Here is a 17,601-nt window from a genome sequence, read left to right on the forward strand (position 1 = left end):
CTTAATTTCTATATTTGTTTCATGAAACCAATTATCGCTCCTTCTGTACTCGCTTCTGACTTCGCCAACCTGCAGTCTGAAGTAGAAATGCTCAACGAAAGCCAAGCCGATTGGCTGCACATTGACATCATGGACGGCCGCTTCGTGCCGAATATCTCTTTCGGATTTCCGGTGATGCAGGCCATCAAGCGTCACGCCAAAAAGCCACTTGACGTGCACCTGATGATCGTGGAGCCTGAGCTGTACATCGAGCAATTCAGAGAAGCCGGTGCTGAGTTCATTTCTGTGCATATCGAAGCCTGCAACCACCTGCACCGCACCATGCAGCAAATAAAAGCCACAGGAGCCAAAGCTGGTATCGCCGTGAACCCGCATACTTCCGTACAACTCCTCGACGATGTGATTGCTGATGTTGATCTGGTATGTCTTATGTCGGTAAATCCGGGGTTTGGCGGGCAGAAGTTTATCGAAAACACGTACCGCAAGATCGAAGCGCTCAAAGACCTGATCATCAAGCGCAACTCAAACGCCTTGATTGAGATTGACGGGGGCGTGAACCAGCAAAATGCTCCTCTTCTTTTAGAGAAAGGTGCAGATGCACTGGTAGCCGGCAGCTTTGTGTTTAGCTCGTCCGATCCGCTGCAGACCATCGCCAATCTGAAAAATCAAGCCTAATATAAAAAGACCCTTTATGCTAAGATATCTATCGGTATGGCTGCTTTTGTTGCTGCCGGCGGGTGTCTTAGCACAACAGGCTACCGTAAAAGGCACGGTACGCGACAACAGCCGTCAAGCCCTCGAACTGGCGACGATAGGTGTCAAAGGAAGTACCACAGCCACGCAGACCGATGCGCAGGGCAAGTATAGCCTTCGGGTTCCTGCCAACGAAGAGCTAACCTTGGTTGTCCGGTATCTGGGTTTCAAAATTCAGGAAAGAGCGGTGCGTCTGGAAACAAGCCAGGAACTGTCGCTGGATTTTATACTGGAGCCCGATCCGCAAAAACTCCGTCAGGTTGATGTGCGGGGCAAAAACGAAAATGACACCCGCGAACAAGTCAGCGTCACGCGACTAGATCCCACCCTCACCAAAACGCTTCCTTCCGCTTACGGGGACTTTAACATGATACTGGCTACGCTGCCCGGCGTGACTAGCAACAACGAGCTTTCGTCGACCTACTCTGTGCGGGGTGGTAACTACGACGAGAACCTTACTTATGTCAATGGCATTGAGATATATCGTCCCTTTCTGATCACAGCCGCTCAACAGGAGGGACTCAGTTTTGTAAATCCGGACTTGGTGAGCAGTGTGGAGTTTTCATCGGGAGGCTGGCAGCCAAAGTATGGCGACAAGCTTTCGTCGGTGCTCAATATCCAGTACAAACGCCCTACGGCCTTTGCCGGATCAGTAACAGGCAGCCTGACCGGCGGTGCGCTACATCTGGAGGAGGCTTCCAAGAACAAACGTATTTCCTACCTATTGGGCCTTCGCCACAAAAACGGGCAGTACATGCTGCAGGGTTTGCAGGTGGACGGACAGTACAGACCAAACTTCTCAGACGGACAGGTATACGTAAGCTTCGACTTGGGTAAAGAGCCCGAGCGCACCACACTGGGCGTGCTAGGCAGCTATGCCCGCAACAGCTTTCAGGTGCAGCCCGAAACCCGCACGACTACCTTTGGCACTAGGCAGGCACCCTTACGTTTGCTGGTTGCTTATAATGGGCAGGAGAACATGGAGTATGACACCTATCAGGTAGGCGCTAACCTGAGCCACCAGGTTTCGGATGTCTTGCTCTCAGAGTTTATCGTATCGGGTGTACATTCGCTAGAGCGGGAGTTTCGGGATATTGAGGCGGCCTATCGTCTGTGCGACGTGAATACATTGGGTCGCAATGATATGGGCGAGTGCCTGCGTGAACGTGGCATCGGTAGTCAGTTTGATCATGCCCGCAATACCCTCAAGGCAATGGTTGTGGCGGCGGAATCGCGCAACACTTGGCGGTTGAGCTCGCGTAGCACCGTGCTGGCCGGAGCCAAAGCCAGTCTGGAGCGCATCAACGACCGTTTGGCTGAGTACGGTTTTGTAGACTCGTCGGACTTCGTGACCATGAGCTACCGCCTCAACTCCGATCTGGAGCTCCAGACCCAGCGCTACAATGGCTATGTTCAGCATACCTATGAGATCGATTCTCTCAAAACCATTACCTACGGCATCAGAGCCAGCTACTGGGACTATAACAATGAACTGACAATTACCCCACGGGTACAGTACTCCTTTATCACCCGCCATAACCCGAACCTTTCCTTTAAGGCGGCTATCGGCTTGTATTATCAGCCACCATTTTACAGGGAGCTGCGCAATTTTCAGGGAGAGCTCAATCCTCAGCTGAAAGCACAGCGCTCGCTGCATGCCGTGGTGGGCAGCGACTACCTCTTCAAGGCATGGGACCGTGACTTTAAACTCACGGCCGAGGCCTATTACAAACACATGACCAACGTGATTCCCTACGATCTGGACAATGTGCGTCTGCGCTACTATGCCCAGAACAATGCCAAAGCCTATGCAGCGGGTTTTGATGTGCGGGTGAATGGGGAATTTATAAAAGGAGCGGAGTCGTGGTTGAGTTTGGGAATGCTGACGACGCGCGAGAACGTTCAGGGAGATTCCAATCTACTTTATAACAGTACTGGTGAAATAATAGGTAGCCAAGATCGGGGATACATGCGCCGCCCGACAGACCAGTTGCTCAACATCGGTGTTTTCTTTCAAGACCATTTACCGGACAACCCAACCATACGGATGTACCTAAACGCCGTGTATGGCAGCGGTCTGCCTTTTGGTCCGCCTAACAGACCGGAGTTCCGCAATGCCTTTTCAGGGAAGTCTTATAAAAGGGTTGATATTGGCTTTTCAAAGCTGATAGCCTTGGGCGACGATCTGACGGACCGGAAAAAGGTGTCGCTGGAAAGTCTTTGGATTGGGCTGGAAGTGCTCAACATCATAGACGCCCAGAATCGCATTTCCTATAGCTATGTGAGCGACGTGAACGGCCTTACCTACGCCATACCTAATTTCCTGACAGGCCGAAGACTTAACTTGCGTTTCATTGCAAAGTTTTAAAAGGAAACGGGGCCGCTGACACATAAGTCAGCGGCCCCGTTTCCTTTTAGGTATAGCTATTAATTCTTACGCTTCTTCCATTCATTGTATGCCGATTCAATCTCTTGTGCATACGTTTTATATGACTCTGGCTCTTTATGACCAAGTTCAATGCACTTGGCTGTCAAGTTGGCCGCCATTTGATACTCTCGGTTGAGCGCATACAGTCTGGCTTTCACCCAGTTATTGTAAAAGTTGTCTTTGATGGCGATAGATTTGTTGATCCATTCAAGCGCTTTTTCGTGGTGCTCCTTCTTTGAAAGCATGTAATTAGCGGCTTGTGCCCATGTATACCAATCGTCCGGTGCAGCCTCCTTAAGGGCTTTGTTAATGTTTGCTAGAGCTTTTTTCTCAATTTCAGTTTCGATGCGAATGGATACCTGTGAATTTTCCCAACTCAGATTGAGTGTGCCGTTGTTGGTGCCGATATCGCTAAAGTTAAACTGCAGTGTTTCCTGAAAAGGGATTTTATTTGGCGTTACACGCAGATAAGCCACGTCATTCAGTTCGCTATAGCCTTCCAAGCCCCACAGCGTCGTATCTTTGTTGAGGACAATGTTCCAGTCCGTTTCATTTTCAGGAAGAATAAAGAAGGAGTAAGTACCGGCCGGTACGCGTTCATGATTCAGAAAAAGATCGTCTTCGAAGGTAATCAAGGTCGCCTCATTGGCACCAGCTCGCCAAAGCTTGCCATAAGGCACCAGCGAACCAAATATCTGACGTCCCTTAACACCCGGCGCATGGTACCGCACCGAAATTTCTGTCAGCCCAATCGTTTGTTTTACCATCGCCTCCGGACTGGCTTGAGGTAATTTAAGTTGAGCTGTAGCATCATAGCTCCAAGCTAGGCTATAAAGCAGAATAAGTGAGCTAAGCAGATACCTTTTCATGTTACTATATACGTGTGGTGTGGCAAGTTTATTTTAAAAGAACTACTGAAAAAATTATGCCAGAGCTTCTATTTAAAAAAATATTACGTGACGCGAAGGTAATAAAAATTGTACTAGAAAATCTATATCAAGTATAGTCTAAGACCTGTTCCATGCTTTTTGCTGAGTTTTTCAAATATATAATTGTGTAACACAGGCTTTACATCATATCCAATTTATAACAATCTAATATAAAATATAATAAAATATAAAATATGTGTAACATTATTATTTATATTTTGTATAAAGATACGTTTAAATAAGATAATACTAATCAAACAGACATACTAAATAGCATTCTATCTCAAGCTTAACATTCGAGTTAGCGGGGTGAGAAGTGCTCTTTTTTATGCACCTGCTATAATGGTAACTGGTGTGTGAAAGATTGTTGCGCGTTGGTTGCATAGCAGCTCCCAATTTTACTGTATTATTAATATGAACCCTAATTAATAACCCTTTATCTAGAATTTATGAATGGTAAACTTTTACTAAATAACATGGCGAAGTGGAAACTGCTGTTTGTAGTTTCCTTGATGACTTCGCTGTCATTTGTGGGCGTTAATGCCTTTGATACTTATTCGCCAACAGTGACTTCTGATAAGGAGGACTATTCACCAGGGCAGACAGCTATTATAGAAGGTTATGGATGGACAAAAGATGATTTTGTTGACGTGCACTTAGAAGAGGATCCGGCACATGACCATCATCATGAGTATCATGACACAAAAGTTGATGAGAATGGCTACTGGCGAATTGAATATCCGATTGAGGATCGTCATTTAGGTGTTAAGTTTACAGTAATTGTAGATGGCAAGCAGAGTGGAGATCAAGCTACTACTACATTTACTGACGGAAACCTGACACTGCAGGCAACAGGATTACCCTCAAATACTCCTGTAGCTATCTACCACTCATACACAGCTGCTGGTAGCGGTTCAGTTGGCTCAAGTACCACGTTCAATGCTGGTACACCTCATACTGGTGTTGCATTTCAGAATAACACTGATCTCTATTTCAAATATGATAAAACAGTTACAGTTGCTAATGTTGTTTATACTCTTGAAAACGTAACTGCTCTCGCATCCACTGGAAATAATAACCCTTCTCCATTTAATTTATCTATCTCTACTAATCCTGATTATGACTACCAGTTCAAAACAAATCAAAATGTAATATTAACAGCAAAGTATTCGATATTACAGCATCCTACTAATCTCTCCGTTGTTTCATCTACTGGTAGCTACGGAGGTTTAGTTGATATTTCAGCTACACTAACATCAGATAATAGTGGCCTAAGTGGGAAACAAATTAGCTTTTCTTTGAATGGAAATTCAGTAGGTACGGCTTTGACGAATTCTGCAGGTGTTGCTACTTTGAATAACGTGGATTTGACCGGATTGAATGCTGGTACTTATTCAAGTGCTATTACAGCCAGTTATTCAGAAGAACCTAATTATAAAGGTAGCAACGCAACAGCATCTTTAGTAATCGAAAAGGCTTCTGCAACAATTTCTTTGGGCAATCTAACTTATACTTTTGATGGTACAGAACAGGCTGCATTGGTAACAACTTCTCCTGCCGGGTTGAGTGGTCTTGTGATCAATTATAAGCCAGATAATACTGATGACGGGAGCTACACAATTTCAGTGCCTATTAATGCTGGAACATATGAGGTTAGAGCGACTCTGAACAATGCAAATTACGAATCTGTTGCTGCTACCGGCACTCTTCAAATCAACAAAGCCGAGCAAACCATATCATGGGCAAATCCGTCGAGCATAGAGTATGGCACACCTCTTTCAGACGCTCAATTAAATGCTACTCTAACTTTTGGTGATGGTGCATTAACCTATGCTCCGGAGGCTGGTGTACTGCTGAATGCAGGAACGCATGAGCTTGAAGTGACGGCTGCAGAAACCAACAACTTCAATGCTGCTAAAGCTACCGTATCAATTGAAGTTACAAAGGCAACACCGTCTGTATCCTTAGTAATAGGCGGGCCTTATACCTATGATGGTAATGCTGTATCTGTTAGCAGCGCAACCGTGACAGGGGTTGGAGGCGTCAGCCTTGGAGTAGCTACAGTTTCTTATGAACAGAATGGAGTTGGTATACTTTCACCGGTTAATGCCGGTATTTATAATGTAAGAGCATCATTTGCTGGTAATACTAATTATAACGAAGCAGAAACAACTGGAGCCCTAGAAATAGAGAAGGCACAAGCCACTTTAACTCTAAGTAATTTAACCGGACATACCTATGATGGTACTCCCAAAAATGCTGTTGTTTCTACAGATCCCGCCGATCTGAGTGGCGTTACTATTACAAATAATGGTCAAACTAATTCCGGGACATATAGTATAGCTGCTTCACTCAATAACCCAAATTATGATGCTGAGCCAGTAGCTGGACAGCTTATAATCAATAATGCGACGCTAACAATCACAGCGGATGATCAAAGTAGAATCTACGGCGAGCAGAATCCTGTCTTCACTGGTTCTGTTGTAAGCGGTGGTGTGCAGGATGAGACTTTCATTGTTACAGCCTCATCTAATGCAGTATCTGGCTCAGACGTAGGCCAGTACGATATAACACCATCAGTAATGGGGGCCACCCTAATCAATTATGATATTATTGCCACTAAGGGCACACTAACGATCACAAAAAGACCAATCACTATTGCCGCTGAAGCAGGTCAGAACAAAGTATTTGGCGAGAGTGATCCGGCTTCCTATACCTATCGGCTGTCTCCTGGAAGCTTAACGGACAATTTTCACCTAACTGGATCTTTGACTAGAGACGCCGGTGAAGATGTTGGTACTTATGCCATTAAACAGGGTTCATTAGTTGCTACTGCTAACTACGCTCTGACGTATGAGGGTGCTGATTTTGTTATTTCGAAACGGGATGTGACAGTAACTGCCGACGCTAAGAGTAAAACTTACGGGGATGATGATCCGGAATTAACCTATGTGGTCACTTCTGGTTCAGTCGTAAATGGAGATGCTTTTTCGGGTGTACTGAGACGTGCAGAAGGTGAAAATATAGGTGAATATGCTATCAATCTGGGTACATTGAGTTTAGGAGATAATTATAACCTAAGTTTTGCTGGTAGCGCAGTTTTGGGTATCTCTCCGAAAGCTTTGGTAGCTTCTATAGCAGCTAGTAACAAGGTATACGATGGCAATACTTCTGCTACAGTTACAGGCAGTGTTCCAGCTGAAGACCTAATAGGCAGTGACGTTGTGGCAGTTGCGGTGAGCAATGCTGTTTTCGATACAAAGAGTGCTGGAACTGGCAAAACTGTTAGCGCATCTGTTTCTATCAGTAACATCAACTATAGCCTAAGCAATTCAACCGCGACCACTACGGCTAACATTACTCCAAAAGAGATTACAGGAGCATTTGTGGCGGCAAGCAAAGTATACGATGGTACGACTGCAGCAAACGTTACTGATAAATCCCTGCAAGGAGTTATTGGTCAGGACGATGTGGAGCTTACTAATGGTATCGCTGCATTCAGCGATAAAAATGCAGCTATAGGAAAAACTGTAACGCTGGCAGGAGCTGTTTTGGATGGCTCTGATAAGGCTAACTACTTCTTGAGCACTGTGAGTACTGCCTCAGCAGATATATCTCCAAAACCTGCTTCTGTAACGCCTGTGGCAAACAGTAAGGTATACGGCACCTCAGATCCTGCACTGAGTGGTTCTACCAGCGATTTCGTAGCAGCCGATGGCATTACAGCTACCTTTGCGAGATCAGCAGGGGAATCAGTGGGTTCTTATGCAATAAGTGCCATACTTGAGCCACAGCGTGAGCTTTCTAATTATGCGATCACGTATAACACAGCTGCGTTTGAGATCACGAAAGCAAGTCTTTCCGTAATTGCAGACGATTTCACTAGAGAGTACGGCGATGAGAACCCTACATTTACGGGAGCAGTTAGGGGTATAGTGGCTGGTGATGTAATCATTGCTTCTTATGGCACACCTGCTACGAAAGCCAGCGCAGTGGGCGACTATCCAATTGAGCCGACACTTACCGGTGACGCACTCAGCAACTATGAGGTATCTTCTACTAACGGAACGCTGACAATCTCAAAAGCTTCGTTGTCCGTCTCAGCCAACGACAAGTCCCGAATTTATGGTATAGTCAATCCAGAGTTAGATGGTGTATTGTCAGGCGTTAAAAATGAAGATAATATTTCTGCTTCTTATACAACGGAAGCAACGGCAGATTCAAATGTAGGTGAATACGTTATTAGCACTTCGCTGCAGGACCCAGACGACAAATTGGGCAATTACGTGGTTACAATAGCAAACGCTAAGCTTACCATCACGCAGGCACCCGCTACAATTGCTTTAGCAGGATTGAGTAAAGTATATAATGGTACTGAGCAAGAAGCTGAAGTAACCACATCGCCAGCAGGTCTTTCTGTGACTGTAACCTATGCTGGTGGAACTGCTTTGCCTAAGACGGCAGGATCTTATGCCGTGTTAGCTGTACTAAACAACAGCAACTACAGCGCAGATAACGGCACAGGTACATTGGTCATCACCCAAAAAGAAGTGACAGCCACTTTAGTAAATACTGGCAAGGTATACGATGGCACTACAACAGCTACAGGTACAACTGCTACATTAGAAGGTGTGATTTCTCCTGATGATGTGACCACAACCGTGACAGATGCGGCATACAGTGCTGCTGCTGCAGGTGAAAGAACCGTTACTGCTACAGTTGTACTGGCCGGAGCAGACAAAGCAAATTACACGCTTAAAGCTGTGATGCCTGTGAATGCTACTATCTCTCCAAAAGAGCTGACCGCTACAATCGCTGCGCAAGACAAGGTATACGATGGTAACGCGGATGCATCTGCTACTGGTAGCGTGGCTGATGTAATTGCTGGTGATGAGGTGCTAGTAACTGTAAGCAATGCGAAATTTGGCGATAAGAATGTAGGAAACGACAAATCAGTAACTGCCGGAGTTGCGATTAGCAATTCGAACTATGTGCTGACTTCAGGCCAAGCATCGACGACAGCCAGCATTACGAAAGCACCGCTTACGATCACTGCACCAAGCATGAACAAGTATTGCGGAACTGTTGACCCGATGACAGGCTATGCCTCCACAGTGGTGGGTGCGGTAGCCGGTGAAGTCATTGCTACTAGCTACAGCTTCTCAGGCACTGATGTGATACCAAGCAGCACTGACTCGCAGTTGAGCAATTATGCTGTGGATTATAATAACGGTACACTGACAGTGAATGCAGTTTCGTTAGAGCAAAACAACAGCAATAACCCTCGAAGTATTAACGAAGATGTAATTATCACAGTAACTGTAGAAGACGGTAGCGCTCTACTAGCCGGAGTTTCATTGAAGTTAATGATCAATGGTTCAGAGCGTGAAACAGCTGTCAGCAACGAAAATGGTATCGCTACCTTTAACATTGGCAAACTCGCTGCAAACGTATATGGGGTTAAAATAGTGGCAGGCGATGGCTGCTCTGAGTCTTCTTTAGCTTACATGCCAGTTTATGACCCAGACGGTGGTTTTGTAACTGGCGGAGGTTGGATCAACTCAAGGGTTCAACCGGGTGTTGAATATATGCATACAGCGGGTAAAGCTAATTTCGGATTCAACGCCAAGTATAAGAAGGGTAAAAATGAGGTAGACCAAGTTGATGGCAACACAACCTTCCACCTTAATGCTGGCAACATGGACTTCAAGAGCTCTTCGCATACTGCTATGTCGCTTGTAATTGCGAAACACAAAGCAACCTATACTGGCGAAGGCACCATAAACGGTATCAGTGGTTATGGCTTCAGGGTGATTGCTGTGGATGGTGACCTGAAAGACAGCGGAAATCCTGACCAGTTCAGAATCAAGATTTGGGTGAAAAACTCTGGACAGGTGGTTTATGATAACCAGTATGGTATTGCTGAAAACGAAGAACCAACCGGAGACAATACCATCCTCGGTGGCGGTTCCATTGTAATCCACGAAAACAAGGCGCTTACTGCCAGCAACGGCAAGAAACAGGAAGTAGCTGGCCAAGTGAATGGTTTGTCAACTGCCCGTTTTGACAACTACCCGAATGCCTTCTCTGATCAGACGACCATCCGCTTCGCATTCGATGCAGAGCAAAGCTTCTCCTTGGAGGTGTATGACATCCGTGGTGCTTTGGTGAAAAAAGTGGCAACTGGAAAAGCAGAAGCCGGACAGGTATACGAGTACGAACTGGATGCTCGAAACTTGGCTGAAGGTGTATACTTTGCACGTCTTGCTGCAGGCTCTAAAATTCAGACCATCAAGATGCTGTTGAAAAAGTAATTCATTTACAACAGGTTTTTATGACCCAAAAAGGAAAAGGCACCCGTCAGCTATGACAGATGCCTTTTCCTTTATGGGTCAAATTATACCTACTCCAATCAAAACAAAAGCGCTGTTGTTTTTGTATAAACCAAAATCCTTATACCTTTGCGACAGCAGTATGAGCAAAACCACGCTACATAACATCTTCTTCACTTCCATGGCAGCACCTGTTGCCTGTGGTTCTGCTGCGCATCATCATTTCCATCATTCCTCGTAAGAGGAATCATAACACCATATAGCCCCCTGTAGGGTCATCATACCCTTTCTACACTTTGCCTGAGGCAAGGTCTTTCTTATTTGTACCTGTTTAATCCATAAAAATTCTATGCTACGTTTAGCAATCCAGAAATCCGGTAGGCTGAGTGAAGACTCGCTTAAACTTATTAAAGAGTGCGGTATTTCCTTTATCACCAGTTCACTCAAACTAAAAACTGAATCCACCAACTTCCCACTCGAAATCCTTTACCTGCGCGACGATGATATTCCCGGTTATGTGGCCGACGGTGTCGCTGACATTGGCATCGTGGGAGAGAACGTGCTAGTGGAAGAGGGAATGCAGCATTTGGCCGTAGAGCAGCTGGGCTTTTCCAAGTGCCGTTTGTCACTAGCCGTACCCAAAGGCGATACCTATGCCGATATAAGCGACCTGCAAGACAAGAATATTGCCACTTCCTATCCTAATCTACTGCAATCTTACTTGGAGGAGCGCGGTGTAAAAGCCAACATTCATACCATCAGCGGTTCTGTGGAAATTGCGCCGAGCATCGGGTTGGCTGATGCCATTTGCGACATTGTTAGCTCAGGCAGTACGTTGATCAGCAATGGTTTGCGTGAAGTGGAGCGCGTGTTTAAGTCACAGGCCGTGCTGATTGCCAACGGTGGACTGAACGAGGAGAAGCAGGCTATTCTAAATAAGTTGTTATTCCGCATAAAAGCTGTACAACGCGCCCAGAAAGCAAAATATATTCTCTTGAATGCACCCAATGAAAAAATAGAGGAAATAAGTGAGCTGCTACCAGGTGCAAAGTCTCCCTCCATTATTCCTCTTGCTGAAGAAGGCTGGAGCTCACTGCACTCAGTTGTGAATGAGGATGATTTCTGGGAGATTATCGAGAAATTGAAGGAAGCCGGTGCACAGGGCATATTAGTAGTACCAATCGAAAAGATGATTATATGATGCGCAAGATAGAATTTCCGGATACTTCACAGTGGCTGGAACTGGTGCAACGCCCTACGCAGAATTTTGAGAGTTTAGAGATAGGTATAGCGCAGACGTTTCAGTTAGTGCAGGAACGTGGTGATGCGGGCTTGTTCGAGTTGACACAAAAATATGATGGCGTGCAGTTGGATAGCCTATATACCACAGCAGAAGAAATTGTCGCTGCTGAAGCTGTTTTATCAGAGGAACTGAAGGCAGCTATTTTGCAAGCTTACAGCAACATAAATCTATTTCACGCGCAGCAGGCTGAGCAAACCAAACAGGTAGAGACAATGCCGGGTGTGACCTGCTGGCGCAAAAGCGTGGCTATTGAGAAAGTTGGGTTGTACATACCCGGAGGAACCGCGCCGCTTTTCTCCACGCTGCTGATGCTGGGCGTACCGGCGAAACTGGCGGGTTGCAGCGAGATCATTCTTTGCACACCACCCTCCAAAGACGGCACCATTCATCCGGCTATCCTATATACGGCTTCCTTGCTAGGTATAGCGCGCATCGCTAAAGTAGGCGGCGCACAGGCCATTGCCGCGATGGCTTTCGGTACGGAAAGCGTGCCAGCCGTCAATAAGATTTTCGGTCCGGGCAATCAGTACGTGACTGTGGCCAAGCAAATGCTCAGCAAAACAGGCGTGGCCATAGACTTACCCGCTGGCCCTTCAGAAGTGCTCGTGATAGCAGACGATTCAGCCAACCCGGCTTTTGTGGCAGCCGATCTGCTATCGCAGGCAGAGCACGGCGCTGACTCACAAGTGATACTCCTGACAACGTCGGCAAAATTTCTTACAGAAGTTGAGAAGGAGCTTGAAGCGCAACTAGATGTACTGCCGCGCAAAGAGTTTGCTACAAAGGCTTTAAATAATAGCTTAGGTATTCTGCTAAGTGATGTGAAAGAGATGCTAGCGTTTTCAAACCTGTACGCTCCCGAGCACTTGATTATCGCCATCTCTGATTTCGAAGCAGTACTGGATGAGATCACCAATGCCGGTTCAGTGTTTTTGGGAAACTTCAGTCCGGAGTCTGCCGGTGACTACGCTTCGGGTACGAACCACACGCTCCCCACCAATGGCTATGCCCGTGCCTACAGCGGCGTGTCTCTAGATAGCTTCGTGAAAAAGATCACGTTCCAGTACGTCACGCCAGAAGGCTTGCTCAATATTGGCAACACGATCGAGGTGATGGCCGAGGCAGAAGGCTTGGAGGCACACAAAAATGCGGTTAGTATTAGATTGAAGGAGATAGGTAATGTTTAATTTAGTGAGTATCGTACGCCCGAACGTACTGAAGATGAAGCCATACTCATCGGCTCGGGATGAGTTTAAAGGAAGTGCCAGCGTGTTTATAGACGCGAATGAGAACAACTTGGGCAGTCTGGCCGGAGAAAAATACAACCGCTATCCAGACCCGCACCAGAAAAAGCTGAAAGAGGTAATCGCCGGAATGAAAGGAGTGAAGCCATCACAGATTTTCCTAGGCAACGGCTCAGACGAAGCCATTGACCTGCTCTTTCGCATGGTATGCCGTCCTGGGCAGGATAGCATGTTGCACCTGCCACCTACCTATGGTATGTATGAGGTATCGGCTAACCTGAACGAGGTGCAGCTTGACGCCGTGCAGCTTACACCTGACTATCAGATTCCGGTTCGGGAAGTATTGCGACAGGTGAAGGATACTACAAAACTTATATTTGTCTGCTCGCCCAATAACCCCACTGGTAACATAATTGAGTCGGAGAGCATAGAAACACTGCTCGATAATTTTGACGGACTGGTGGTAGTGGATGAGGCTTATATTGACTTTGCCGATAGCCCAAGCTGGACAACCCGTCTGTCTGAGTATCCGAATCTGGTGGTTTTGCAGACTTTCTCCAAAGCATGGGGTATGGCCGGTCTGAGGTTGGGTATGGCCTTTGCCTCAGATGAGATTATAGCCTTACTTGACAAGATTAAGCCACCTTATAATATTAATGAAGCAACTCAGGTATTGGCGTTGAAAGCACTCGAGCAAACCGAGCAACTCGCTTACATGATCGAAGAGATTGTGCAGGAACGAGAGATGCTGGTGCAGGCACTTCCGAGTCTGGATGCCGTGGAGAAAGTCTACCCGTCTGATGCTAACTTTTTGCTAGTGAAGGTGAAGGATGCCAACGGCATGTATAAGTATCTGCTGGACCAAGGTATTGTGGTGCGTAACCGCTCCAGTCTGCCGGGCTGCGAAGGGTGTCTGCGTATATCGATCGGAACCGTGGAGGAGAACCAGCAGCTGTTTCAAGCTATGCAAAGTTTTAAATAAGCGTATCAGGTAGCACGCGACAAATACACAGTTAAGTCGTGCTACCTGATACGCGCTATGAGATACGTTTAAGAAATGAAAAAAGCATTATTTATTGACCGCGACGGCACCATACTGGTAGAGCCGAAGACGGATTTTCAAGTAGACTCCTTCGAGAAGTTTGAGTTTGTGCCGAAAGTGATTCGCAACCTATATAAGATCTATACCGAGCATGATTATGAGCTTGTGCTGGTAACGAACCAAGACGGACTGGGAACCGATTCTTACCCAGAGCATACCTTCTGGCCATACCAGAACAAGATGCTGGAAATCCTGAAAGGAGAGGGTATTGAGTTTGCTGACATTCTGATTGACCGCAGTTTTGAGCACGAAGGTCTAGAGACACGCAAACCGGGCATCGGGATGATGAAGCAATACTTATCAGGCGAGTACGACTTAGCCAACTCCTATGTGATAGGCGACAGGCTAACGGATGTGCAACTGGCCAAAAATCTAGGCGCGAAAGCTATTTTCATTGGAGAAGAGCCTGTGAGCGAGGCCGCACTAAGCACTAACGACTGGGACGAGATCTATACCTTCCTGAAGCTGCCAGCACGTCGCGCAAGCATTCGTCGGCAGACCAATGAAACCAATATTGCTATTGATCTGAACCTGGACGGCACCGGTCAGATGAACATCCATACCGGACTCGGTTTTTTTGACCACATGCTCGAGCAGCTTGCCAAGCACGGAAAGTTAGATCTGAGTATACAGGTGAAAGGCGATTTGCACATAGACGAACACCACACCATCGAAGATACGGGTTTGGCATTAGGCGAGGCCTTCTTGGCGGCATTGGGTGATAAAAAAGGTATCAGCCGTTACGGGTTCTTGCTACCAATGGATGATGTGCTGGCGCAGGTTGCCATCGACTTCAGCGGTAGACCATGGACGGTATGGGAGGCAGAGTTTAAGCGGGAGAAAGTAGGGGATATGCCGACCGAGATGTTCTTCCACTTCTTTAAATCATTCAGTGACACCTCTAAGAGCAATCTGAATATCAAAGCTGAGGGGCAGAATGAACACCATAAAATAGAGGCGATTTTTAAGGGTTTTGCCAAAGCGGTCCAGATGGCCGTGAAGCGCAATCCGGAAGATAACTCTATACCGAGTACGAAGGGTACACTTTAGTCTATAAATAAAAAGGGCTGACTGTAGCAAAACAGTCAGCCTTTTTATCTGGTTGAATAAGCGGTTGGTCGGTTGTTCAGCAGGCGCGCAACCAGTCGCTGGCTGCCTCTATATTATCAAATTTCTTTATGTAGCTATAGTCAGTCATCAAGCTTAGTGTTTTTTCTGCAGATAAGCGGCTAAACGTACTAGGGGAATATACCCATGCAAAGCACTCTAATCCCGCGGCGTGCATGCGCGGAAACCAATCTTGGCCTACCCACTTGGCAGCGCCTGACCAAATGCCTTCGATCTTGGTGTTGTCATTAAGGATCTTGGTGGAACCCGTTTCAATCAGGCATTCCAAAATCTTTTCACAGCTAACCATGATGACGTCGTAGTTCTGAAAACCCTGCCAGTTGACATACAGCCAGCCCTCAGCAGGATTAAGCTCAACTAAGATATTGGCTTGCTGATATAAGATTTCGTTTGCAACTAGCTTCATACGTTCAATCAAACACAAATCATCTGTATTATAGTTTACCTTGCAATCACTGATAAAAAGCAATGCATCTATAATGTAAACAGTAAGCACTTCTCAAAAATCAGACCCAATGTTTAACGCTTTAGTTAAAGCCTGTAAACTCATGGTAAACAATTATTATAGCTTTGTGTTAGATTGGTTGGGTCACTTCGGTCTTTCCCATCGAGGGAAATACTTAGTACGTTTTTTCCATTTTTTGTCCTTTTTTCAAGTCAATATGAGAATGTTAGCTCGAGTTTATTAAGCCTCCAAAAAAATAGATTATAAAAAAAGTTATTTAAAATTTGCATTAAAGCGTTCAGCCTTTACCTTTGCAACAGAGGGTTGAGCTGTATTTGACCCATTTTAAAAAGAACATGATCCAAAATCTTCTTCATTCTGCATGGTGGTGGCACGTTACGCAAAGTATCGTGAACAGACCCGCTATGTTGTATATAAGAAGCTAATACAATCTATAGCCAAAGGTATAAAAGCCTGCTGTTCACCTGAACAGCAGGCTTTTTTTGTTTTCAACCCTACTCAAACCATGAAAAAATATAAGATCACAACGACGACTAAACGCCTATTGGCCGACACGCTTACGCCGGTTAGTGTATACCTGAAGCTTCGCGACCGTTTCCCAAACAGCATCCTGCTGGAGAGTTCGGATTACCACGGCGCCGAAAACAGCTTCTCTTATATCTGCTGCAGCCCGATGGCCAGCATAAAAGCTGAAAATGAAGTGCTGACGGAAATATTTCCAGATGGTAGTACCGTTGAAACGCCAATCTCCAGCGACGTAAATATACCTGCCAGACTTTCGGCTTTTGCCGGCAGATTTGAGTCCGAGCAAAACAGCTTCAACTTTATCAGCAATGGTTTGTTTGGCTACATGAACTATGATGCGGTACGTTATTTTGAAGACATTAAGCTTGACTTGCGTGCCGACCGCCAACAGATGCCCGACCTGTACTATGCCGTGTACCGCTACATTATTGCGATTAACCATTTCACCAACGAAGCCTATATTTTTTCGCATACCTGTGGCGATTCCGATTACGATGGTATCGCGCAACTCGAAGCCTTACTCAATAGTCGCAACATTCCGAGCTATACCTTTAAGTCGATAGGGGACGAGGCTTGCAATATAGGTAGAGAGGCTTTTTTGCAGAACATTAAGCGGGCAAAGGAGCATTGCTTCCGGGGCGATGTGTTTCAGTTGGTGCTTTCCCGCCGCTTTGAGCAGGCCTTTCAGGGAGACGATTTTAACGTGTACCGGGCGCTTCGCTCTGTCAATCCTTCGCCATACTTGTTCTACTTCGACTATGGCAGCTTCAAAATCTTCGGCTCCTCGCCAGAGGCGCAGCTGGTGATCAAAGACGGGAAAGCGAGTATTTTTCCGATTGCGGGGACTTTCCGAAGAACAGGAGACGATGCAGCGGATGCTGCCTTGGCAGAAAAGCTACTCGCTGACCCCAAAGAAAACGCAGAGCACGTGATGCTGGTGGACTTGGCCCGTAACGACCTAAGCCGAAACGGCCATAGCGTGGAGGTGGAGACTTTCCGGGAGATACAGTTTTACTCCCACGTCATTCACTTGGTGTCAAAGGTATCAGGCCAACTTCATTATCAGGAAGATTCACTGCAGATGGTAGCCAGTACTTTCCCGGCAGGTACGCTTTCTGGGGCTCCCAAATACAAGGCCATGCAGCTGATCGATCAGTACGAAACCACCAATCGCTCTTTCTACGGAGGCTGCATCGGTTTCATGGATTTCAACGGCAATTTCAACAGCGCCATCATGATCCGTTCTTTCCTGAGCAAAGACTACAAACTTTTCTACCAAGCTGGTGCCGGCATTGTGGCCGCCTCTGACGAGAACAGCGAATTGCAGGAAGTAGACAATAAACTAATGGCTTTGCGCAAAGCCCTCACTTTAGCACAGGAGATCAACTAAT

The 17,601-nt window shown here is 46.2% G+C and carries 10 protein-coding genes; 8 read left to right on the forward strand and 2 right to left on the reverse strand.

Going from position 1 to position 17,601, the window contains the following annotated elements; translation table 11 throughout:
• Positions 1-21: 21 nt before the first annotated feature.
• Complete coding sequence (gene rpe, locus Q1A04_RS17585) at positions 22-675, forward strand: ribulose-phosphate 3-epimerase (RefSeq protein ID WP_299708596.1); 654 nt, start codon at positions 22-24, stop codon at positions 673-675.
• A gap of 16 nt (positions 676-691) precedes the next feature.
• Positions 692-3,121 (forward strand): TonB-dependent receptor, encoded by a 2,430-nt coding sequence (locus Q1A04_RS17590; protein WP_299708597.1) that lies wholly within the window; start codon positions 692-694, stop codon positions 3,119-3,121.
• A gap of 59 nt (positions 3,122-3,180) precedes the next feature.
• On the opposite strand, the gene Q1A04_RS17595 is transcribed toward Q1A04_RS17590, so the two are convergent.
• The gene (locus Q1A04_RS17595) at positions 3,181-4,050 is read right to left on the reverse strand and encodes a DUF2911 domain-containing protein (RefSeq protein ID WP_299708598.1); all 870 of its coding nucleotides are present in this window, start codon (positions 4,048-4,050) and stop codon (positions 3,181-3,183) included.
• A gap of 536 nt (positions 4,051-4,586) precedes the next feature.
• Here Q1A04_RS17595 and Q1A04_RS17600 point away from each other — a divergent pair.
• From Q1A04_RS17600 to hisB, 5 genes are all read left to right on the forward strand, one after another.
• The gene (locus Q1A04_RS17600) at positions 4,587-10,424 is read left to right on the forward strand and encodes an MBG domain-containing protein (RefSeq protein ID WP_299708600.1); all 5,838 of its coding nucleotides are present in this window, start codon (positions 4,587-4,589) and stop codon (positions 10,422-10,424) included.
• A gap of 367 nt (positions 10,425-10,791) precedes the next feature.
• On the forward strand, positions 10,792-11,643 hold the full coding sequence (gene hisG, locus Q1A04_RS17605; protein WP_299708602.1) for an ATP phosphoribosyltransferase: 852 nt from the start codon (positions 10,792-10,794) through the stop codon (positions 11,641-11,643).
• A complete protein-coding gene (gene hisD / locus Q1A04_RS17610; RefSeq protein ID WP_299708840.1) occupies positions 11,643-12,932 on the forward strand; it encodes a histidinol dehydrogenase in 1,290 nt (429 codons plus the stop codon). Before hisG ends, hisD begins: the two co-directional genes overlap by 1 nt.
• Positions 12,925-13,971: a histidinol-phosphate transaminase gene (gene hisC, locus Q1A04_RS17615; RefSeq protein ID WP_299708604.1), complete on the forward strand. Its 1,047-nt coding sequence runs from the start codon at positions 12,925-12,927 to the stop codon at positions 13,969-13,971. Before hisD ends, hisC begins: the two co-directional genes overlap by 8 nt.
• Positions 13,972-14,046: 75 nt before the next feature.
• Complete coding sequence (gene hisB / locus Q1A04_RS17620; RefSeq protein WP_299708606.1) at positions 14,047-15,141, forward strand: bifunctional histidinol-phosphatase/imidazoleglycerol-phosphate dehydratase HisB; 1,095 nt, start codon at positions 14,047-14,049, stop codon at positions 15,139-15,141.
• A 76-nt stretch (positions 15,142-15,217) separates the two neighbouring features.
• Here hisB and Q1A04_RS17625 read toward each other — a convergent pair whose 3' ends face one another.
• Positions 15,218-15,625 (reverse strand): hypothetical protein, encoded by a 408-nt coding sequence (locus Q1A04_RS17625; protein WP_299708608.1) that lies wholly within the window; start codon positions 15,623-15,625, stop codon positions 15,218-15,220.
• Positions 15,626-16,190: 565 nt separating this feature from the next.
• Between Q1A04_RS17625 and Q1A04_RS17630 the strand changes: the two genes are divergently transcribed.
• A complete protein-coding gene (locus tag Q1A04_RS17630; protein ID WP_299708610.1) occupies positions 16,191-17,600 on the forward strand; it encodes an anthranilate synthase component I family protein in 1,410 nt (469 codons plus the stop codon).
• Position 17,601 lies beyond the last annotated feature (1 nt).

Source organism: uncultured Pontibacter sp. (assembly GCF_947499215.1).
Taxonomy (GTDB): domain Bacteria; phylum Bacteroidota; class Bacteroidia; order Cytophagales; family Hymenobacteraceae; genus Pontibacter.